Genomic DNA, 21,288 nt, shown 5'->3' with positions numbered 1-21,288 from the left:
ACTCTTAGTGATGATGGCTATGATCTTCTAAACCGCCTTGATGGCAGCCAGCATTAACAGCATGCTCTGCTAACGAATCCAATAATGGTTGATATTGGTGGACGACGATTAGGGTGATGAAGAGCAATACAACCATGCGTGCCAGTTGCGCAAATAATGATTGCGAACGGCAAATTTTGGTAAAAAGGGTCTGAAAAAACACGGAGGTGCCTATTTGTTATAAAGGAGGCGCAGTTTATGGGCTAAAAGGGAATGTTTCAAATGACCATTACTGATGAGGTTTATGCATTAAATGCATAGATTAACGGGGATAAAAAGGAACATAGGAGGGAGGGATATTTTGCTTGGTCTATAAAAAAACGCCGCCCAAAGGCAGCGTTTATTAAAGTGATTGTTCTAAGTATAAATTACTTAGTAACGCGAAGTACTGGAGTTTCACCAACAACAACTGCGCCAGAAAGTTTGTTCAACTCTTTGATTTCGTCCATGTTAGAGATAACAACTGGCGTTAGAGTTGATTTTGCTTTCTCTTCAAGAAGAGCAAGATCGAATTCGATTACTGTGTCGCCAGCTTTAACAGTTTGACCTTCTTCAGCGATGCGCTTAAAGCCTTCGCCTTTTAGTTCAACTGTATCGATACCGAAGTGAACGAAAAGCTCAACGCCATCGTCAGACTCGATAGAGAATGCGTGGTTAGTTTCGAAGATCTTACCGATAGTACCGTTTACTGGAGCAACCATTTTGTCGCCAGCTGGTTTGATAGCGATGCCGTCACCAACAATTTTCTCAGCAAAAACAACATCTGGCACATCTTCGATGTTTACAATTTCACCAGAAAGAGGTGCGATAATTTCGATTGCACCAGCGTCAGCGCTATCATCAGATAATAGCTTCTTAAGTTTGTCAAACAGACCCATTGTGTCTTGCTCCTAACGTTTAATTTTAATTCAGCCGATTTATATTATACCAATCAGAAACATTAGACGACTACTTTTAGTCGTCTATCTCATTGGTAATCGTAGCCTATTGTGTTTTTTCTGCGATGAATTTTTCTACGCAAGCTTCGATTTCAGCAGCCGTTGGTAGCGCAAGCGCTTCATCAGCCATTGCTTTAACTTCAGCAAAATTAGAATTGCGGATTACTTTCTTCACTTTAGGGATAGAGATTCCGCTCATTGAGAACTCATCCAGACCCATACCTAATAGAAGAAGTGTTGCGCGCTCATCACCAGCAAGCTCACCACACATACCCGTCCATTTGCCTTCTTTATGTGAAGCATCAATTACTTGCTTGATCACAGTCAGAACCGCAGGAGACAGTGGGTTGTATAGGTGCGAGATCATCTCGTTACCACGGTCAACCGCTAGGGTGTATTGAGTTAAATCGTTTGTGCCGATAGAGAAGAATGACACTTCTTTTGCCAAGTGGTGTGCGATAGCTGCAGCGGCTGGTGTTTCAACCATGACGCCAATTTCGATGTTTTCATCGAATGCTAAGCCTTCTGCACGTAACTCAACTTTGTATTCTTCGATTGCTTTTTTAAGCTCACGGATTTCTTCAACAGAAATGATCATAGGGAACATGATACGAAGTTTACCGTGTGCCGACGCACGTAGAATGCCACGCAGTTGATCACGTAGGATTTCACGACGGTCTAAGCTAATACGCACAGCGCGCCAGCCTAGGAACGGGTTCATTTCTTTTGGTAGATCCATGTATGGTAGATCTTTATCGCCACCGATATCCATAGTACGGATGATCACTGACTCACCGTTCATTGACTCTGCTACTTCTTTGTAAGCAACGTATTGCTCTTCTTCAGTAGGAAGAGAAGTACGGTCCATGAATAGGAATTCTGTACGATACAGACCAACACCTTCGCCGCCGTTGCGGATGATGCCGTCACAGTCTTTTACTGTACCGATGTTGCCACATACTTCTACACGGTGACCGTCTAGAGTCTCAGCATGCAGATCTTTTAGCTTAGCAAGTTCAGCCGCTTCTGCTTCGAAATCTGATTTGATTTTCTTAGCGTCTGCTAATTCAGCATCAGAAGGGTTGATGATGATTTTATTATTCATCGCGTCAAGAACCAGCATGTCGCCGTTCTTAACTTGTTTTGTGATGTCGTTAGTACCAACAATCGCAGGCAGTTCAAGTGAACGGGCCATAATTGAAGTATGAGAAGTACGACCGCCGATATCACAAGCAAAACCTAATACGTAGTCTAGGTTGATTTGCGCTGTTTCTGATGGTGTTAGGTCGTAAGCAACTAGGATAACTTCTTCATCAATATCACTTAGCGATACAATGTTGATACCTAGTGCATTCTTAACAAAACGAGTACCGATATCACGGATATCAGTCGCACGTTCTTTTAGGTATTCGTCATCTAAAGATTCAAGTGCGCAAGCCTGTTCTTCGATCACAGAGTGAATCGCGCGGTCTGCAGACATCTTGTCTTTTTTAATGAGTGCTAAAATTTCTTCTTCCAGCTCTTCATCTTCCAGCAACATAATGTGGCCTTCGAAGATCGCTTCTTTTTCTTCACCGAATGTTTCAAGTGCTTTTTGTTTAACAACTTCTAGTTGTTGTGATGACTTGGTACGAGCATCGTAGAAGCATTGTACTTCTGCTTCAACTTGGTCGTCGGTGATAGTATTTGTGTTTAGGACAATTTCATCTTCTTGGAGAAGTAGCGCTTTACCAAAAGCAATACCTGGAGATGCTAGAATGCCAGAAATCATAGCCTTACCTTAAAGTTGGTCAACAAAAAATAGGAACGTGTTTGACTAAATGTTCACAGTGACGTGTGTTTTTAATAGCGATTATTTCAACAAAGCCATTTTACTTTCGCAAAATGGCTTCGAGGATAAATCTTTCTATTAATGTAGTTGATCCATTAGAGCAACTAGGTGGTCAACTGCTGCTTGAGCTTGTGTGCCTTCAGCAGAGATAGTAACTACAGTACCTTTTGCTAGACCAAGAGTTTGTAGTTTAAACAGGCTTTTTGCGCTAGCGCTTTTGCCGTTAGAAGTCACTGTGATGTCAGCGTCAAAGCCTTTAGCTTCTTTAACAAACTGTGCAGCTGGACGAGTGTGAAGACCATTTTCTGCAGTGATTTCTACTTGCTTCTGATACATGTGATTTACCCCAATTGATTTATTTTATGTTCTGATAATCAAATAAGCTTAACCATAAATATAAACTAAGGCTAGTCTATTGGTTACCTAATCCACTAGTTGCACAGGTAACTGGGTTCGCTCGATTGATTCCAGTATTTTAGTTTTGCATATCTGATATCAATAATATTAGACATACGTGTTTTAATGCTTATGTCGCATCGCTTCTTTATTTTGAAGCGAAAAATAAAACAAGTGTGATATTACCAAAGGAGCGGCAGGGATCAACAAAAAAGCCCCATAAAGGGGCTATTTTGTAGGAAAAATTGATTTGAACACAGTTTTGTTACCAGATTATTGCTGGTTCTCTTGTTCAGTAAACAGTCCGGCAAACAGTGCTGTGCTTAGGTAACGTTCACCAGAGCTAGGTAGCACAGTTACAATGGTTTTTCCTGCAAATTCAGGTAGTTCAGCAATTTTGTTTGCAGCAACAACCGCGGCACCAGAGGAGATGCCAGCAAGGATTCCTTCTTCTTCCATCAGGCGACGAGCCATTTCAATCGCTTCATCAGATGTTACAGTTTCGATACGGTCAATAAGTTCGAGATCTAGGTTTCCTGGAATGAATCCAGCACCAATACCTTGAATCTTATGTGGCGCTGGTTGCACATCTTCGCCATTTACCACTTGTGTAATAACCGGTGATTCGGCTGGTTCAACGGCAACGGTGGTGATTGCTTTACCTTTCGTGTTCTTAATGTAACGGCTTGTGCCTGTTAGTGTACCGCCAGTACCCACACCCGATACGAAGACGTCTACTTCACCATCAGTCGCATCCCAAATTTCAGGACCAGTGGTTTGCTCATGGATTGCAGGGTTAGCGGGGTTGTTAAATTGCTGAAGCAATAAGTACTTAGAAGGGTCGGTTGCGACAATTTCTTCTGCTTTACCAATTGCGCCTTTCATACCCTTAGCAGCCTCAGTGAGTACCAAGTTAGCACCCAGTGCTTTTAGTAACTTGCGACGCTCTAGGCTCATAGATTCAGGCATTGTTAGTGTTAGCTTGTAACCGCGAGCGGCTGCTACAAAGGCTAGCGCTACACCCGTGTTACCACTAGTAGGTTCAACAAGTTCGATGCCTTGTTTTAATGTGCCTGCTTTTTCTGCTTCCCAAATCATATTTGCGCCGATACGACACTTAACACTAAAGCTCGGGTTACGAGATTCTACTTTAGCTAATACGTTACCCTTACTGACGCGATTTAGGCGTACTAGAGGTGTGTTACCAACGGTTAGGGAGTTGTCTTCGTAAATCTTGCTCATGTTGATGTTCCTTCATTGCACTGAGTTGGGTGCCAATTGCACTGTCTTATAGGAATCTAGCATAAGACGATAAGATTAAACGGAAAAGGAACGAAAAGTTATAAGATATGAGGGGATAGGCGACAGGACGGAAGCAGAGCGTCCTACAGGTTATAGGTTACGGAAAAGCGTTACCCGCGTGCCATGATGGCAAAATGCCGTAACCCGTAACCCGTAACCCGTAACTTATGCTACATACTTATCTCTATATTCATCAACCCACATTGCGGTCGCACCACAAACAGCGATAGGCATGACAACAAGGTTCAAGAAAGGGATGGTTGTGAAGATCGAAACCAATATGCCAAACCCGTAAGATTTAGTTTGTTTACTTTTTAAATCCCGTTTCATATCTTGAAAGGTCACTTTGTGATTATCAAAAGGGTAATCACAATATTGAATCGCCATCATCCAAGCAGAAAAAATGAACCATAGTATAGGGCCGACGGTTTGACCAACCGCAGGAATGAAAAGCAAAAGGAGTAATCCAATTGCCTTCGGAAGGTAGTACATTAACTTACGCCATTCACGGCCCAAAATGCGAGGGGTGTCTTTCAACAAGTGCATGATGGACTGATCGCTTAGTTTTTTTCCTGTTAGCTTTGCTTCCAGTTGTTCTGCGAGTAACCCATTGAAAGGAGCAGCAATAAAATTGGCAACCGTACTAAAAAAATAAGTAAAGGTAGCCAAAATAGTCAACACTAATATTGGCCATAAAATATAAGACAACCAAGATAGCATGTCAGGGATCTGCGCCATCCATGAGTCGATCCAATTGCCTAAATGACTGAATAAGAACATGAGTGCACCACCGATAAGCACAATGTTCATTAATAGCGGCAAAGCGACAAACCGGCGGATGCCCGGTTGAAAGGCCAGTTCTGCCCCGTATATAAAGTAACCAAAGCCACTGCGTTTTTTATGCGTATTGTCGTTAAGTTGCATAGGACCGAGTTCAGATTGAGAATTTACCTTCTATTGTAACTCGGTATAAAAAGAAAGAAAGCGTGCAGAAAATCACGTCTTCTGACAAATTGATGGCATTAAATGATTCAAACATATTACAAAATTTTGGTAGAGTAAGAGTAATAACCGTTTTAATTGTTACCCAGTGGCGAAATTGCCGCCACTTTAATCACCACTGAGAGTGAATAATGCAGGAATTGCGACTAGTACTCATCATCGTCGGGCTATTGGCCATTGGCGCACTACTATTTCATGGTTTGTGGACCAGTAAAAAAGAAGGCAAAGGAAAATTCGGAAGTAAACCTCTCGGTAAGTTGACAGAAACAGAAGATGAGAAAGATTACTCAGCTCAACGAGCGTTTGCACCTGAAGATGATTTCGAAATCATTAAAAAAGAGCGCAAAGAACCAGAGTTTGGTGCGCTGGCTACTGAGCCCCTCGATTTCGATCCGTTAGTGAGTTCAGACCCACTAGATGAAGTTATGCCTTCAATTTCTACGAACGATGACGTTATAGATAGCCAAGCATCTCAAGACGATGTGACACGAGAGATCGAGTCACCGGTTGGTCAAGAGCTCTCTAATAATGAAAATATAAGCTCTGGGCGCACACCTTCCGCCTCTGCATTTGATAAACCACTCGCTAATGAAACCTCTGATGCGAGTGAATTGTCCGATTCCGCAGCAGAAATAACGGAAGTGGCTGAAGAGCCAGAGATGGAAGTCATCGTCCTGAATGTGCATTGTGTTGGTGATGAGCCATTTGTCGGCACCGCTCTGTTTGATAGCATGCTAGAAAATGGTTTGATATATGGCGAAATGGACATTTTCCATCGTCATTCCGATCTATCGGGTACTGGTAAGGTCTTGTTTAGCGTTGCAAATATGATGCAGCCAGGTACGTTGGCTCATGATGACCCAGCAACGTTTACCACGAAAGGCATCTCTTTCTTTATGACTTTGCCATGCTTTGGTGAGGCGGATCAGAATTTTAAAGTGATGCTTAGAACTGCTCAGCAGATCGCAGATGATCTCGGTGCGCAAGTGTTAGATGAAACCCGTGCGATCCTAACGCCAAACCGGATAGACGCATACCGTAAGCAAGTTCGTGACTTTACAAAAAGACACGATGCCGCCACGAAATAGTCTTTATTACTACTATACTAAAGGGCTCCTAATGGAGCCCTTATTGATTATAAAGCCAAGAAACTAAATGATGAACATGATGACCGAGCAACAATACGCTGAGTTAAAAGAAAGCCTTCACTATCATGGTGTGCGCTATTACGTAGAAGATAGCCCAGAAATTCCTGATGCGGAATATGACCGATTAATGAGGCAATTGCTTGAAGCTGAATTACAGCATCCGGAGTGGGTTTCAGTCGATTCCCCGAGCCAACGCGTTGGTGGTGTCGCTTTAGACGGGTTTGGCTCGGTAAAGCATGAAATTCCAATGTTGTCTTTGGATAATGCTTTTGACAACGATGAACTGAAGGCCTTTTACAAGCGAGCGCAAGATCGATCGCCTGAAACTTTGTCAGCTCGATTCAGTTGTGAGCCAAAATTAGATGGCCTTGCGGTAAGTTTATTGTATGTCGATGGCTTACTCGTGCAAGCAGCGACACGTGGTGATGGCGCAACGGGCGAAAACATCACGGAAAACGTGCGAACAATTAAGGCGATTCCATTAAAGCTTCAAGGAACAGGTTGGCCGACACGCTTAGAAGTGCGTGGCGAAGTATTCATGCCAAAGGCGGGTTTTAACGCGCTGAATGAGAAAGCACTAAAAAAAGGGCTCAAGCCATTCGTAAACCCGAGAAATGCGGCGGCTGGTAGCTTACGTCAATTGGACTCGAAAATAACGGCCACACGCCCGTTAAGTTTTTATGCGTACAGCGTCGGCGTCGTTGAAGGTGCACAGTTGTCATTCAGCCATTACCAGCGCTTTATTGAACTCAAAAACTGGGGACTACCAATGTGCCCAGAGACCAAGAAAGTTGAAGGGCTAGATAACGTTATTGCGTATTACCAAGATATTATGGAAAAGCGCGAAGCACTCAGTTATGAGATCGATGGCGTCGTTATTAAGTTAGATGATATTAAAGTTCAAGAAAACTTAGGCTTTGTAGCCCGAGCACCTCGCTGGGCCATTGCTTATAAATTTCCTGCGCAAGAAGAAATCACGGTTCTCAATGATGTCGAGTTTCAAGTTGGCCGTACTGGTGCGATCACCCCAGTAGCAAAGCTTGAACCTGTGTTTGTTGGCGGTGTCACTGTCAGTAATGCGACATTGCATAATGCTGATGAAATTGAACGCTTGGGCGTATGTATCGGAGATAGCGTAATTATTCGTAGGGCGGGTGACGTGAGTGTCACCTTAGCAAGTAATGTTTCATATAGATAATTAAGCCATACTTGCTAAGTTGATCCATGGCTAGTTAGTCACTCTTTATAAGGGTAAAACTTCTAGACCAGAGCTAAAACCAAATTGGTAGTAAATAATGACAGAATTTAAGTTTAACAATGATCAGCTCTCAATCATTAAAAAGTTGGAAGCAGATCTTGATTTAAACATGCTAGAAATAGCAATCAGAGAAAGTGCTTTCCACTCACTTAGAAGCGAAGACCAACTATCATTGTTGATAGTAGCGAATGCATGTTATCGCTCTGGTTTTAAGGTAATTAGTGATTCTCAGTATGATAAATTCAGTAATGAGTTTGCAGAAAAAAATCCTGAACATCCGTTTGTTACATCTGTTGAATCAGAGGTTATGAGCTTAGGTAAAACAGTTTCGCTACCTCAAAAAATGCTATCTACAGATAAGGCTTATTCCAAAGAAGAGATTCAGAAGTGGCTTGACCGAATTCTTAAGGCTTCAGATGCTTTGTCTATAGACACTAGGGATATCAATATTCGAGTTACACCAAAACTCGATGGTTATGCAGCCTTTGATGATGGCGAAAAGCTATATACAAGGGGCGATGGTGTTAAAGGTCAGGATGTTTCGAGAGCATTTGAGCGTGGACTTGAAATTGCACGAAGTGGAGAGCGAGGGCTTGGCGCTGGTGAGATTGTTATCGACAAAACTTACTTTGAAGAGAAGCTAAGTCAATACTTTGAAAATTCACGTAATATTCAAGCAGCCATTATTGCAGAAAAGAATGTTGATCCGCGAGTTCAACAAGCTATTAATGATGGAGCCTGTGTGTTCTACCCATTCAGTTTGATTGATAATTGGACTGGACACTATAAAGAACTGATAGCTAACTTTGAAGATATCATCGATCAGATTTGGAATGCAGTGGGATATGATGTGGATGGCGTTATCTTAGAAGCGACAGACTCTCGCATCAAAGAATACATGGGTGCGACGAGGAAATTCCATCGCTGGCAAATAGCCTTTAAGATTAATGAAGAAGCCGCTGAAGTAGAGGTATTAAGTGTAACACCACAAACCTCCAGAACAGGGAGAATATCCCCTGTCGCTGAGTTAGTGCCGACCAAGATCAGTGGCGCAACCATAAGTAGGGTGACAGTTCACCATTATAAGATGGTTGAAGCAAATGGAGTGGGTCAAGGGGCTATAGTTCAAATTGTTCGAAGTGGTCTAGTAATACCAAAGATCGAAAAGGTTATTAAACCAGTAGAAGTTCAACTACCTGAAAATTGTCCTAGCTGTCAATCTCACCTTATTTGGGAGTCGGATCATTTGATTTGCCCTAATAAGAATGATTGTCCAGCACAGACAGAGAATACCTTGATCCATTTTTTTAAAACCTTGGGTAACAACGATGGATTTGGTCCTAAGGTTATTGAGAAGTTGAGTAACTATGGTATTAAGCATATACATCAAATCTATCAGTTGAAAGCACATCAATTTGTTGGTTATGGCTTTGGTGAAAAAACTTCTAAGAACCTATTTAATCAGCTTCAAGCTAGCCGCGACGTTGAGATTGAAGATTGGCGATTTTTATCTGCATTTGGGGTAAGCCGCTTAGGTGGCGGAAACTGCGAAAAGTTACTCCAACATTACGCATTAACAGACCTATTTTCTCTTTCCGCTGAAGATATAGCTATGCTTGATGGCTTCGCAAAATTGAGTGCAGAGGCTATTGTAGAAGGGTTATCAAAAATTAAGGATGAGTTCTTTAAGGTTTATACGCTTGGTTTTAATCTGGATATTACGCCTAAGGATTCAGAAGAAAGTGATCTTTTATCTCCGATAGCTGGGGCAGTGATAGTGTTCACAGGCTCAATGGTTCAAGGTAAAAGGAGTGATATGGAGAAGCAGGCTAAATCTTTAGGGGCTAAAGTTGGGAAATCTGTAACTAGTAAAACAACCTACCTTGTAGCTGGGGAAAAAGTTGGTGAGACTAAAATTAATGGTGCTAAAGATAAAGGTGTTAGTGTTCTTTCAGAAAGTGAATATCTTGATCTTCTTCAAGGATAATAAATAAAATTGGGTAGGAGCTTAAATTTTTACCTGATGATGAAAAGGTATAGTAGAGCACTGTCGATTTAGCTGTAATGGTAACAGTAAGCCTATAACTCCATAATTATGTGTAGACGGTGGATTCGTCGGGACGCGATGATCTGCCGTTTTTTATCTAAGGTTTAGCTAATCCTAACAGAATGTTTTTACTCATACGTACCCCCCTTTAGAGATTAGTTAATATCATACGCATTTTATTAATGTGCTATTCCTTATCAAAATTTATTCCCTCTCGTTGTTAACTTACTAACACTCGGCTATCTATTGTTATTCCAGTCAAATTTGAATGTTCGCTTCTCACCACTTGGCGACGTTTACACTATAGAATTAATTCATTATTTGCTTAATGGACAAAATTACGGACACGTTAATTTTGACCCTTTCCTTATTGGTGAAATACAAGGGAGTCAGTCTTACTCTGAGAGTTTTCGTTAGATTATCTAATGCTCGATGTGAGGTGTGTAGAAATATTTATCTCGTTTATCGACTAGCGTTTTTTTAATCTTAATCTTTTAAAACATAAGTTTACGTTGATGCATTAAGCTGATATTTTGTTAAGATGCCTCACTTTTAGAACAAAAGAATTGTTATGTATTTTGGAGGCTAAATGGGTCGACTACCATTTTTGGTAAGCCAGTTCCGAGCTGCAATGGAGAATCTAAATCCCTGTGATTTTGATGGGACATCACTTTCTGTTAGTAAGTTTCCCGACGCTTGTTGTGATGATAGTTCCCAGCTACTGGCTGCATATTTGAGTGATAACGGATATTTTAATTCAAAGCTAATTCGTGGAGAAAATGGTGGTTTTAATAGGGAGTTAGGATCTCACGTTTGGCTCTATTTGGATGGTTTCTACATTGACATTACCAGCGATCAGTTCAACGAATATGGCTATAGGAATCCGCCAATAATAATGGCCGAACATAATGATTTTTTGTCTACTTTCGAAATTCAAGACAATGGCATTGCCGATTATCGTATCCACTTGAAAAAGTATTCATCTCCGGGATTGGAAAGAGCCTTTGAATCCTGTTACGCAACCGTTTTAGAGAGACTATCAGATAGTGGATAATATGAGTATTAACGGAATGTTTTTCGTTAATGCTCTAAGTTATGGCTATTTGGCCATTTTAATCATCTTGAGGTTAGTAAGCGTGCAGCATACTAGCGCTGTGTATTTGGAGTATAGATGGTCTTAGATAAGTTTGATATTAAACAAATTGGTTGGAATGGTAGTTTTCAAAGTGTTTTAGATTTATTTTCAGAACTTATTAACTATCAATTAGCCCCAAATCAACATAAAAAGCCTGAACAATGTCTAGAATTTGAGGCCCTTCTTGAATCCTCTAGCACTTTGAGTAAATGGCAAGAGAGTAAGGCTAATAACGTTAAAAACCCTGTGTTTAAGTTGTTTCAGAAAAAGTATAGAACGTTCAATAGAAATGATTTCAAAGCATTAGGGACGGAAATACAAGAAAACGGATTGTTTTTGTCAAAAGGACAGATTCTCTTTCGTGGAGTTTGCTCGGAAAATAGTAATGATAATTGGTATCTGCCTGTATCTACAACTTTATCTCCCTATATAGCAATTTATCACGCCTTGAAAAATGGATACATCAAGCCTATAAAAATATACGCAATTGAGATTAAGACAGACTCTACAGTTAAAGCCGTTGTTGCGCCGTTTGGTGGCAATGCTGAGTTTGGGCATGAGTATGAAGTTTTAGTTGATTTGAAATCTCGACCGAAAATTAGTGAAGAGATAAAGAAAGGATTCATCACATTTCAATTATTATGTTGTTAAGGATGCTGAGCAAAAATCAGCAAGATACAATATCTGTTTTGAGATTTGTTTTGGGTACTGAGTTTTGGAGTAATACTAGTATGGAGGTAATTTGAAAGATTCAATTATTGTGGACATTAGAAAAGTCAGGACTGCCCTAGAATCGTTTGATAAGTCAGATTTTCATTATAAAACTTGCTTTTACAAGTGCTTAGATGGTTTTCCCTCTGGATGTTGCGGTGATACATCGAACCTTTTAGGTCTATTTCTAAAAACTGCTTATGGAAAAGACAGTCTGTATGTTTCAGGTAAGGGCCTAGGTAATAATCGAGAAAAATCTCATGCTTGGTTGCTCTACGATGACTATATTATTGATATAACAGCAGACCAATTTAACTCCATTGGTTACAATCTAGACAAGGTGATTGTCTCCAAAAGTAGCGATTTCCACGAAAGTTTTTCTAGAATTGATAGACACGAAATAAATTATGATAGTTTATGTAAAACACCAATAGCTGGCGTTTTACATAAAGTTAACGAACGAATTCGAAGTAGGCGTTTGTGAACATGACCCTAAACTTATCTTCTGTCTAGAACCTCTATTGGCTAAATTTTACCATGAAGGCATCTTAAATAGCAGGCCATCATCCCCATTGTCATGGAGAGTGAGAGCTATCTCTTCGTCTGTGAATTCAACGCCTTCTGGCAAGTCAGAATCTATCAAAGTTAAAATGTACTGAGTTCCAAATAGCTCTGGAATTGTACGAGCATAATTCAAAAACTCTAGTTTTTTACGGGTATCGAGAGTTTCCAATCCACCATCATGATAGACAAAGCGGACGAAATCTTTGTCTGCAAAAGCGAGGTTCACTGCTAAGTCATACCCAATACAAAGAATTTTCTTATAACTACACCCATCTGATTCACTAGTGTAATTAAAATCGCCATCTACAAAACCAGCATGATAAACTAAGTTTCCCTCACCATTTTGTTCCGTAGAAATTCGACCGTCTTTATCAAGTACTAGCTTAACAAATGTTGTGAAGTTTTCTTTTATAGACTTATAGATAGACGTGTCGGATTGCATTACAAAATCTCTGTCTAGCCTAATTTTTTCAATAACATCATTCTTGCTATTGCTCAGGGTTCTAGATTCACTCTTTTTGCTCTTTATTTGTTCACTAATCTCTAGTTTTCTTTTTATCAAGTTGATTTCTGTACTCACTAGTAGCAACCGGTTGGATACTTCTTTGTATTTTTCCAGCGCGTTTGTGCTTGTTAAGAAATAAACTTGCTTAGATTTTAGAGTGTTGAGCTCCGTTAGTCGCGATGAAATATCAATAATTTGTTGTTCCAGTTCTTTAGTCTGTTGCTTTACAAATCTTGAGCGTTCCACTGTTATTTTTTTGTTGAACTCGATTAATTCATCATAAGACTTTTTGATTTGGTCACCAAAGAGAATCCCTGCTTCTGTAAAGAGCTTTTTCGTTTTATCAGTGTTAAATGATACCGATCGCTTGGACTCTACTTTTCGTAGTTTTTTCAAATCGGATTTCAAGTAATAGCGTACACGGTTAAGCTCTTCGATTTCTTCGTCGGTATTCTCGGATAGTTCTTCGACAGTTTCGGTGTCAGAGTCATCAAAATTTAACGCATCTAATTGTTCCTGTAGGGCGTAAGCATCTTGATGTTTTAGAGAAAGTGCATCTTGAAGCATCTCTTCTTCATCACCTTGATAAAGACCAATTTCTTTTTGAAGATCAGCAAGTTGTGCAGTTACTTTTTCAATATCAATCTTAAGCTCATAATTGCTTTTTAAATTATCGGCATTGAAACCAAGTATATGACCGATATAGGGTTTCCAGCTTAGGTCTTTTCCACGACTAAACTTTTTTAGTTGGAATATGTCATTAAAATCATCCTGCTTTCTCAGTGCGTAGCTAACCGCCATGCGATAGTCCCAAGGGGATATCGATGTGAGATTGAGAAAGCTATCCAGCAGAAGTTTGGCATTATCAAATGTGAGCTTTTGGTAGTCCCAGTCTGAGTCTTCCAAGAATCTATAGTCTTGATATTTCGTGGAGTGTTTTTTAAAGAAGAGTTGAGTGTTTTTATTTACGGATCTACGGATAGTCAAGTATGAGCCGTCGTTTAGCTTTATCTCAAAAAAGAAAATGAAATCATCAAAGCGATCCATATGCTTAAAGAGAAACGTCTCTTTATGTCTTTGCTTTAGAAAGCCAAAATCGATTAGCTCGGCTAATTTACTTTTTCCAAGGTTATGAGAATCTTTATTTTTGTCATCATGTAGTCTAATTTGACCGATAATAACGTTGAACCCCTCATTGAACTCTATAGGCTGAAAAATGTTTGGTCTGTTGGAGTAAATTTTCGAAATCTTCATGAGCCTACATACTCGATTAAGTCATTTTTGGGGTGGTATTCAACCAAGCCTAATAGAAAAAGGAACTCTAGTGATGGTTCTAGTAGGGTCACAGAGTCTTTGTTGTTATCGTGAAGTACCTGTTTTAGAACCGTGATAGTATCGAATCGTTTCTTCTTTAATCTGGTTAGAATTAAAGACGATGCTGCTAATATTGTCAGGTCTGGGTGTGCGTTTTTGTTTGGTTTAAGCAACATAGTTTTCACCTATATCGCATTTATAGTACATGTAGTAAACCATCGCCCTTGTAAGGGCTTTATTTCTTCTACAGTCATTATCTCTATCTATGATTAGCTCGATAGTCTTTTCTATCACCTGGTCTAAAGAGTGGTGGTCTTTTTTGTAAATGCATATTTTTGCATGCAGTTCATCTGCTGTCTCGATGTACTTTTGTTGGTACTCTTCGTTGTCAGGCATTGAAAGGAAGTTTTCAATTGCATAGAAATCTCCCATCTTTTTTAGTATTGCTCCTGCGTAACCGTCTGTGAGGCTATTGATTTCATTTTTCTTGCCGAAATCTGTTCTCTTAAGATTCGGCTCAATGTTTTTTTTCTTGATAGCAGGAAGAGCATCTTTAATTGATACGATTACGTCAGCCAAGTCATCTGGTTGGATTGTTAATGGTACATCGTAAGGGTTGAGGTCGACAGCTTTTGCAATGTGTGGGAATCTTTTAAATAGTAACCCCATAGTTTCAGTTCCTATGAGACCAATGTTTTCTTTAGGTAAGCCAGTTTCTTGTGATAAGAACTTTTTGATTTTTTCGTTGATGTTTGCTGGAAGTTTTCGATTAGAGAATATGATGTAGTTATTGAGGCCATCTTCATCTATCAGCTTCTTTATTTTCTTTACTTCCGCGGTAATGGTCGCATTCTCCGAATCTGGAGAAAAGAAATCTGGGTCACTAAATTTGCTGTTATAGCTAATAGTGTGCTTAGCTTGAATGACAGTTAATCCATCCCATGGACGAGCCATAGAAGGATACATTTGAGCCATACCTTCAAATCGAGAGTCGCGGCCTCCATCGGGGCCATCTGAGAATACTTCAGCGCCTATCCCAAATAGTTCACCACATAGAAGTATCACGAGATGTTCAAATTGTGTTGGTGATAGGTCTGCGTAATTATAATTCATTGTTATAGCTCATATTGATATGAGTCTATTGTCCTATTGAATTGTAACATCAGCAAGAAAAATATATTGTTATTAGCTATTTGGTGAAGTAAGCCGGAAATGTCGTTCTCTATGACAGTTCAGACAAAGTGCGTCTGTGTTGTCTAACTATTTGGTTGATCATCTGACACTAATTTGTGTGATACACCCATTAAACAATGGATGTTCATCTTTCATCCACGATATATAAACACTCTGTCACAACATCTGGGTTACGCCTGCATAGTTTAGTTCTAGTATCGATGAATACAGCACCTGAGTGGGGGACTTCAATCTAAGTAATCTTTCTTTTGAACTAAAACGCTTGGTGATATCGACGACTTTATCTAAACCTGTAGTAGTACGCCTCTCCTGTGCTAGCACTCATTGGGATACAAACTAGACAGAATTCAGCTTAGCAAGGTTATTGATTTAGTAGCGGAAATTGATCTCTTCAGTCAGAAAAGTCTGTCAGATTGCTTCAAAAATAAATAATACCACTAGCATTCAGTATTTAACTGTCCATAAAAGCATACTAACGTTACATAACTACAGCACGCTCTGTAGCTGTATAGCCTCAGGTTATGGTATCGCCTGAAAGTATCAATTTACGGGTTGTAGGAATTTGTAACACTGAACTACATTCGGGTCATCAATTTTTATCAAAGTAGAAATTTATGGAAATCTGCCATCTCTCTGATCTTCATTTGGAATTTGGTCCAATGGAGTTCCCGCAAACTGACGCAGATGTCGTCGTACTTAGTGGAGACATTCACCTCGGCACTAAAGGAATTGATTGGGCGGCACAATTTGATGTGCCTGTTGTGTATGTCCTAGGTAATCATGAGGCCTATGGTGCTTCATCGCTAGAGCTATTGATAGAAGAATGTAGGAGCAGAGCTGAACGTTATTCCAACGTATACTTTCTTGAAAATGATAGCGTTGTAATCAATGGTGTTAGATTTCATGGGTGTACTTTGTGGACTGATTTCGAACTTTATGAGACCCCTAAAGATTCTATGAAATTAGCTCGTTCAGGCTTGAATGACTATCGAAAAATTCAATATCATGGAAAGCTATTTTCACCATTGGATGCGAGAGAACTTCACCAAAAATCTAGGCATTTCCTTTACGAATCAATAAGTCAAGCCAAAGAAGATGTCAATGTTGTCGTTACCCACCACCTTCCATCTAGAGAAGGAATACAACTTGAATACTTGGGCAGCCCACTTAGTCCTGCATTTGCCTCCCAATGCGATGAATTTTCAGTTCTTGCTGATAAAATTGCAGTCTGGTTTTACGGACACAACCATGATTGTATGGAATTTTCTGATTTCAATATTAAATTCCATACAAACCAGCGTGGATACGTTGGCTATGAAGAAGTTTCGAACTTCGATCCATCACACAAAATTTTAATTTCCTTATGATGTGTGTTACCCGTACTTGTCCAAGGATGTGCTTCGTGTACTGTTAGAACGTCTTTGCCCCAAAACAATTTAGTGGTTGCTCAACCCATACTTGTCTTTACATCATCGAGCATTATTTTTCCTAACACCATGTCATTGCCTATCATGGTAAAACTTGTTCTAGGGGCAGAAATTATCATTTCTTAATGCCTAATCGACATACCTCAAGGAATCTAGTTCTCTCCCCCCGTAATTCTTTGCTTCTTCGAATGAAAAAGTAGAGGATACCTTGTATTTAAATGCATGGGAGTTCACATGTCTCAGAATGTAGAAATTAACTGGAATAGTTCAATTACGATTGAAAATGCTCATTACCCCAAAGACACACTAGACCGAGCTAAATACGCCCAGTATCTAGCAAGTTTCCTTTCATCTAAGGGGTATGATGATAGTTCTGAAAATGGTAACAAGAAGAGAAGTTACGTGCTAAACCTGAATTCCGAATGGGGCAGTGGTAAGACGTATTTCCTTCGTCGTTGGGCTGAAGACTTAAAAGCTCATCATCCCGTTGTCTATGTTGATGCTTGGCAGCAGGACTATTCAGATGACCCGTTGATGACGGTAATTTCTTCTATGACTAAGCAATTTCGAGCTCAAGCAGGCAGGACAGAAGACAAGACAATGTTTAGCGTAGTTGGTAAGGCTGGAGGTCTGTTTAAAGCTCTAGCTCCCGCAATCGCAGGTGGGGTAGCTAAAAAATTTACTGGCATTGATTTTGCTGCTGTTATGAATGATGCCGAGGAAGCGAACGCTGAATCTGAGTTAAAGGGAGAGGACGATAAACCTTTAGATATGAGTGCTGCTGCGTCCAAAGCGGTACAGTACATGCTGGACGAACATGATGGAAAAGCGAAAGCGATTTCAGCCTTAAAGGATAGTGTTAGTCAGTGGCTAGAGGCAGTAATAAGTCTTACGGATAAAAGTTATCCAGCCTTCGTCCTCATTGATGAATTAGACCGCTGCCGTCCAAGCTATGCAGTAGAAATGCTGGAGACAATAAAACATATTTTCAACATTAAAGGTGTAGTCTTTGTTGTGGCGACGGACACGGAACAGTTACAGCATGCGGTTAAAGCTGTTTATGGCCAGCGTTTTGATGCTGGTACTTACCTTGGGCGCTTCTTTGATGCAAGGTACACGCTGAGACTAACTATGAGCAGCTTTTGGAAGTGCATTGCGATCTTAACAAAATTTCAATGTCAGGTTTGAGTGATAGCGGACTGAAAGTATGGCCGAAATGTGCAGTGAACGAGAAGACTGCTACGAAGAGCGACACAGGAAAACGTAACCTATCAACGATATTGCAGGCATTTGGGTTGTCTGCAAGAGAGGCTATCCAAGTTATGGAAAGGTTGGCTTCGACCATCACCAATATGCGCCGAGGAAGTGCTATTAATCTGTACTACTTGGTAATCTTAATGTGTATAAAGGAAAAATACCCAGAGTTCTTCACTAAGCTACATAAAAAAACAATCTTTTCAGGCACTGCAAAAAGTGAATGGAACATATTTGCTCACAATCTTTTTCTCGGAGAGAGAGTCTTAGACATTCACATTGATACCAACTCATTTTTTACTAATTTTGTAGAAAAAAACCATGGTACGACACTCCAGATACAGAGCCTATATCGATCTACAGACGCAACAGTCACATTAAACAACTATTTCTCTTCCACACACAGCTCGATGCTCATGGGGTTCATTCGAGAGAGTACTTATTCCGCACTGAAACTTTCAAACAGAAACACAAATGACAGTGGCGAAACTTTGACGATAAGCAATATCAGCAATTGGCTTCAGTACGGATGCCATTGGGTTGAGGAAGAGTGTGTAGCAAAAGGTGAAGGAAATGATAGAAGGTCCCCAGTAGAGCAACTATCGTTCTACGATCGATATAAAGATCTCGTAGAACTCAGCACTGCTCTAGACGTTTAATAGATTACTTAGGGCTACCTATAGCTGGATTACATATCTGACCGTATATTTACAGTTAATTACCATGTTTTGGCATATTAAAAGTTATCTGAAATATCAGTGCTTCACAGACTGAATTCTTACCTGTGGCACTTTCTAACTCGAAAGTGCCCCATTCCGTACTGGCGACCATGAAGAATTCCTTCAGGGATGGTAATTCAAACGCCTAATTAAATTAAGCAACTAAGTTGATAGCAGTCACATCCAATCTTAGATGATGCATAGTAGAATGAAGAGTCACCTAGTTGGGGTATGTGCATGTTTAAGAACGTAAAGTCTATAAAAAACTTCGGTATCTTCAAGGATACCAACACTAACGCTGGTCAACCTTTCTATCAATTTAACTTATTCTATGGCTTTAATTATTCTGGAAAGACCACGCTTTCACGTGTTTTCCAAGCAATGCAGCTTGGTGAAATACCAGAAGGCTTCACTGGGGCATCTTTTGAAGTCGATTGTCATGAAGCTAGCTCTATCAAAAGTAACAACTTACAAAAAATAGAAAACCTACGTGTTTTCAATTCAGATTACATCGCTAAAAACGTTAATTTTGATGAATCAAGCGTAAGCCCTGTTTTGATCGTAGGTGAACGTAACATCGAACTAGAGACAGAGCTTCAACGATTGGAAGAGGCTATTCCTGTAAAGGAAGTTAAGCGAGATCAAAACACAGGATTCGCAGCAAGCAAAGAAAAAGAGAAAAATAATCGTTTAACTGAAGTAGGTCGAAACGTTGCGGTATTGAGTATTCTAGGTAGGTCTACATTCAACGCTTCAAGCGTAAGATCCATGCTTGCATCTGCTGAAGCTAGTCATGATCTAACACCAGAACAAATGAGTGCTTACATTGATACAGCGAGAGCCAGTGCTGTTTCAAGCGTGCCTAAAGTTAAACTTAGCACCCCAGAAATGAAAGGTATTTTGGGTGACATTGAATCAATCATGGCGACTTCAGTAACACAGATAACTATTGCTGAGTTGGATGCAGATAAAAGCCTTAGAAGTTGGGTAGAAGAAGGGATAGAGCGTAACGCTGGACATACCACCTGCCAGTTCTGTCACAACACGATTAGTCAGGCAAGAATTGATGAGTTAAATGCTTATTTTTCGAAAGCGTACAAAGACCTTAGCCAAAGGATTGATGTTGCTATCACTTCGGTTCAATCACAAGCATTCACATCAAGTATTCCAGATACCAGTCAACTTTACCCAGATCTACAGAAAGGTTTTGACGAATTAAGAAGCCAAATCCAGCCAATCGATGATTCTGTCGAAGAACTAAAAGCGTCACTGGTTAAGTTACTTACTGACAAGAAAGAGCACATGGCTGAGGTACTTCCATTTAATGCATCAGACTACCCTTTACCGCTAGTTACAGACTTGATGGAGCAGTTCAACGCATCGATAAAAGCGCACAATGAGCGGGCTGCTAACCATTCCACAGAGCAGCGTCAGGCTATTGAAGCAATCAAATGTCACTATGTGTACCAAGAAACACAGAACTACGACCACCCGCAAACACAGCTTGATATACAAGCGTTTAAAGATGCTGCTGTCACCGCACAAAACGAGATCAACGCTAATCAGGCACGTATTGATGCGATAAAGGCTGAACTTAATAACACTAAACAGGGAGCGCATAGTCTAAAAGACAACTTGCGACAGTACTTCGGTAAGACTGATATAGAGATTAAGCCTGTAGATGGCACGTATAAGTTCATGCGTGAAGATCGAGAGGCAAAGCACTTATCTGATGGTGAACGCACTGCAATAGCATTTGCGTACTTCATTACACAATTAAAAGATGAATCCTTAAATGGCATCAAACCTATCGTGTATTTGGATGACCCGATCTGTAGCCTTGATTCAAACCACATTTATAACGTTCTAGGCATTATCAAAAGTAAGCTAGGTCATGAGCAGGTTGAACAGCTTTTCATTTCTACGCATAACTTTGAGTTCTTTAACTTAGTAAAAACGTGGTTGTCCTATTTCAGTAGGACTAAGACGGGCACAGCAAAGCGAGCACAGTTCTTCTTAGTTAATCGTACAGGCGATCAATCTAAGATTGACCCATTGCCTAAGCTACTTAAAGATCACAGATCCGAGTATGCTTACTTGATCAGCAAGGTTAAAGAAGCTGTAGAGCGACCAGAAAATTGTGATTCTGTTGCAGTGCAATCGTACGTGAGGAAGATACTGGAAGTGTATTTTTCATTCCGTTTCAATCTGACTGAGTTCAGGGGTAACGGCAAAGACCAGATAGCACCTAATCTATTGAAAAACATTGAAGATGCGGAAGTTAAAGCAAATACATTGTATGAGTACATGAATGAAAAATGCCACGCTAGGTCAATGGAACTAGGCGTTCAGTTCCCCGAAGCTGTGCAGCCGCAGTTAACTAACGCATGGGAGATCATTACGAACGCCATAGAAACGAACGACAAGCCACACTATGACGCATATTATGCCTAACTCTCGAGAATCACGTCATTTGTTTTCTTTTTAACAGTGAGATAAACGCA

General features: G+C 40.2%; 18 protein-coding genes and 1 pseudogene. 10 read left to right on the top strand and 9 right to left on the bottom strand.

The genetic code is table 11. The annotated features are described in order from the left end of the window. Positions 1–4: 4 nt before the first annotated feature. The 6 genes from VTAP4600_RS06280 to cysZ form a co-directional block, all read right to left on the bottom strand. Complete coding sequence (locus tag VTAP4600_RS06280; RefSeq protein ID WP_102522009.1) at positions 5–202, bottom strand: hypothetical protein; 198 nt, start codon at positions 200–202, stop codon at positions 5–7. 205 nt (positions 203–407) lie between these two features. Beyond that, a complete protein-coding gene (crr, locus tag VTAP4600_RS06275; protein ID WP_102522008.1) occupies positions 408–917 on the bottom strand; it encodes a PTS glucose transporter subunit IIA in 510 nt (169 codons plus the stop codon). Positions 918–1,023: 106 nt separating this feature from the next. Continuing rightward, positions 1,024–2,748 carry a phosphoenolpyruvate-protein phosphotransferase PtsI gene (gene ptsI, locus VTAP4600_RS06270; protein ID WP_102522007.1) on the bottom strand — a complete coding sequence of 575 codons (1,725 nt, stop codon included), beginning with the start codon at positions 2,746–2,748 and terminating at the stop codon, positions 1,024–1,026. Positions 2,749–2,886: 138 nt separating this feature from the next. Next, positions 2,887–3,144: an HPr family phosphocarrier protein gene (locus tag VTAP4600_RS06265; RefSeq protein ID WP_102522006.1), complete on the bottom strand. Its 258-nt coding sequence runs from the start codon at positions 3,142–3,144 to the stop codon at positions 2,887–2,889. A gap of 333 nt (positions 3,145–3,477) precedes the next feature. Next, a complete protein-coding gene (gene cysK, locus VTAP4600_RS06260; RefSeq protein WP_102522005.1) occupies positions 3,478–4,446 on the bottom strand; it encodes a cysteine synthase A in 969 nt (322 codons plus the stop codon). Positions 4,447–4,671: 225 nt separating this feature from the next. Next, positions 4,672–5,430, bottom strand: a complete 759-nt coding sequence (gene cysZ, locus VTAP4600_RS06255) for a sulfate transporter CysZ (protein ID WP_102522004.1) — start codon at positions 5,428–5,430, stop codon at positions 4,672–4,674. A 209-nt stretch (positions 5,431–5,639) separates the two neighbouring features. Between cysZ and zipA the strand changes: the two genes are divergently transcribed. The 6 genes and pseudogenes from zipA to VTAP4600_RS06225 all read left to right on the top strand — a co-directional run bounded on the left by zipA (position 5,640) and on the right by VTAP4600_RS06225 (position 12,291). Next, positions 5,640–6,596: a cell division protein ZipA gene (gene zipA, locus VTAP4600_RS06250; RefSeq protein WP_102522003.1), complete on the top strand. Its 957-nt coding sequence runs from the start codon at positions 5,640–5,642 to the stop codon at positions 6,594–6,596. Between the two features lie 70 nt (positions 6,597–6,666). Beyond that, positions 6,667–7,851, top strand: a pseudogene (gene ligA / locus VTAP4600_RS06245) (NAD-dependent DNA ligase LigA); the annotation flags it as partial. Positions 7,852–7,951: 100 nt separating this feature from the next. Then, a complete protein-coding gene (locus VTAP4600_RS06240; RefSeq protein ID WP_102522002.1) occupies positions 7,952–9,901 on the top strand; it encodes a BRCT domain-containing protein in 1,950 nt (649 codons plus the stop codon). Between the two features lie 649 nt (positions 9,902–10,550). Further along, positions 10,551–11,015 carry a hypothetical protein gene (locus VTAP4600_RS06235; RefSeq protein ID WP_102522001.1) on the top strand — a complete coding sequence of 155 codons (465 nt, stop codon included), beginning with the start codon at positions 10,551–10,553 and terminating at the stop codon, positions 11,013–11,015. Positions 11,016–11,132: 117 nt separating this feature from the next. Next, positions 11,133–11,747: a hypothetical protein gene (locus tag VTAP4600_RS06230; protein WP_102522000.1), complete on the top strand. Its 615-nt coding sequence runs from the start codon at positions 11,133–11,135 to the stop codon at positions 11,745–11,747. 91 nt (positions 11,748–11,838) lie between these two features. Beyond that, positions 11,839–12,291, top strand: coding sequence for a hypothetical protein (locus tag VTAP4600_RS06225; protein WP_102521999.1), 453 nt, complete (start codon positions 11,839–11,841; stop codon positions 12,289–12,291). Between the two features lie 48 nt (positions 12,292–12,339). On the opposite strand, the gene VTAP4600_RS06220 is transcribed toward VTAP4600_RS06225, so the two are convergent. Genes VTAP4600_RS06220 through VTAP4600_RS06210 form a run of 3 tightly spaced genes read right to left on the bottom strand, consistent with a single transcriptional unit; the run spans position 12,340 to position 15,303 of the window. Further along, the gene (locus VTAP4600_RS06220) at positions 12,340–14,130 is read right to left on the bottom strand and encodes a DUF2326 domain-containing protein (protein ID WP_102521998.1); all 1,791 of its coding nucleotides are present in this window, start codon (positions 14,128–14,130) and stop codon (positions 12,340–12,342) included. Further along, entirely contained in the window at positions 14,127–14,366 is a 240-nt protein-coding gene (locus VTAP4600_RS06215) for an ABC-three component system middle component 8 (RefSeq protein ID WP_102521997.1), read from the bottom strand. The genes VTAP4600_RS06220 and VTAP4600_RS06215 overlap by 4 nt, the downstream gene beginning before the upstream one ends. Then, entirely contained in the window at positions 14,356–15,303 is a 948-nt protein-coding gene (locus tag VTAP4600_RS06210; protein ID WP_102521996.1) for an ABC-three component system protein, read from the bottom strand. The genes VTAP4600_RS06215 and VTAP4600_RS06210 overlap by 11 nt, the downstream gene beginning before the upstream one ends. 695 nt (positions 15,304–15,998) lie before the next feature. Here VTAP4600_RS06210 and VTAP4600_RS06205 point away from each other — a divergent pair. From VTAP4600_RS06205 to VTAP4600_RS06195, 4 genes are all read left to right on the top strand, one after another. Then, the gene (locus VTAP4600_RS06205) at positions 15,999–16,751 is read left to right on the top strand and encodes a metallophosphoesterase (RefSeq protein WP_102521995.1); all 753 of its coding nucleotides are present in this window, start codon (positions 15,999–16,001) and stop codon (positions 16,749–16,751) included. 294 nt (positions 16,752–17,045) lie between these two features. Next, complete coding sequence (locus VTAP4600_RS26185) at positions 17,046–17,999, top strand: KAP family P-loop NTPase fold protein (protein WP_231897885.1); 954 nt, start codon at positions 17,046–17,048, stop codon at positions 17,997–17,999. A 35-nt stretch (positions 18,000–18,034) separates the two neighbouring features. Further along, entirely contained in the window at positions 18,035–18,724 is a 690-nt protein-coding gene (locus VTAP4600_RS26180; protein WP_231897884.1) for a hypothetical protein, read from the top strand. Between the two features lie 297 nt (positions 18,725–19,021). Further along, positions 19,022–21,238, top strand: a complete 2,217-nt coding sequence (locus VTAP4600_RS06195) for an AAA family ATPase (RefSeq protein ID WP_102521994.1) — start codon at positions 19,022–19,024, stop codon at positions 21,236–21,238. Positions 21,239–21,288 lie beyond the last annotated feature (50 nt).

The sequence above is a fragment of the Vibrio tapetis subsp. tapetis genome (assembly GCF_900233005.1).
Lineage (GTDB): Bacteria > Pseudomonadota > Gammaproteobacteria > Enterobacterales > Vibrionaceae > Vibrio > Vibrio tapetis.
This window is presented reverse-complemented; position numbering and strand designations above follow the sequence as displayed.

Excerpts from the sequence above, each read along its gene's own strand:
- VTAP4600_RS06205 (WP_102521995.1), top strand. The coding sequence starts at position 15,999 with ATGGAAATCTGCCATCTCTCTGATCTTCATTTGGAATTTGGTCCAATG.
- VTAP4600_RS06230 (WP_102522000.1), top strand. The coding sequence starts at position 11,133 with ATGGTCTTAGATAAGTTTGATATTAAACAAATTGGTTGGAATGGTAGT.
- VTAP4600_RS06195 (WP_102521994.1), top strand. The coding sequence starts at position 19,022 with ATGTTTAAGAACGTAAAGTCTATAAAAAACTTCGGTATCTTCAAGGAT.
- cysK (WP_102522005.1), bottom strand. The coding sequence starts at position 4,446 with ATGAGCAAGATTTACGAAGACAACTCCCTAACCGTTGGTAACACACCT.
- ptsI (WP_102522007.1), bottom strand. The coding sequence starts at position 2,748 with ATGATTTCTGGCATTCTAGCATCTCCAGGTATTGCTTTTGGTAAAGCG.
- VTAP4600_RS06265 (WP_102522006.1), bottom strand. The coding sequence starts at position 3,144 with ATGTATCAGAAGCAAGTAGAAATCACTGCAGAAAATGGTCTTCACACT.
- VTAP4600_RS06240 (WP_102522002.1), top strand. The coding sequence starts at position 7,952 with ATGACAGAATTTAAGTTTAACAATGATCAGCTCTCAATCATTAAAAAG.
- VTAP4600_RS26185 (WP_231897885.1), top strand. The coding sequence starts at position 17,046 with ATGTCTCAGAATGTAGAAATTAACTGGAATAGTTCAATTACGATTGAA.
- zipA (WP_102522003.1), top strand. The coding sequence starts at position 5,640 with ATGCAGGAATTGCGACTAGTACTCATCATCGTCGGGCTATTGGCCATT.
- crr (WP_102522008.1), bottom strand. The coding sequence starts at position 917 with ATGGGTCTGTTTGACAAACTTAAGAAGCTATTATCTGATGATAGCGCT.
- cysZ (WP_102522004.1), bottom strand. The coding sequence starts at position 5,430 with ATGCAACTTAACGACAATACGCATAAAAAACGCAGTGGCTTTGGTTAC.
- VTAP4600_RS06235 (WP_102522001.1), top strand. The coding sequence starts at position 10,551 with ATGGGTCGACTACCATTTTTGGTAAGCCAGTTCCGAGCTGCAATGGAG.
- VTAP4600_RS06220 (WP_102521998.1), bottom strand. The coding sequence starts at position 14,130 with ATGAAGATTTCGAAAATTTACTCCAACAGACCAAACATTTTTCAGCCT.
- VTAP4600_RS06210 (WP_102521996.1), bottom strand. The coding sequence starts at position 15,303 with ATGAATTATAATTACGCAGACCTATCACCAACACAATTTGAACATCTC.
- VTAP4600_RS06215 (WP_102521997.1), bottom strand. The coding sequence starts at position 14,366 with ATGTTGCTTAAACCAAACAAAAACGCACACCCAGACCTGACAATATTA.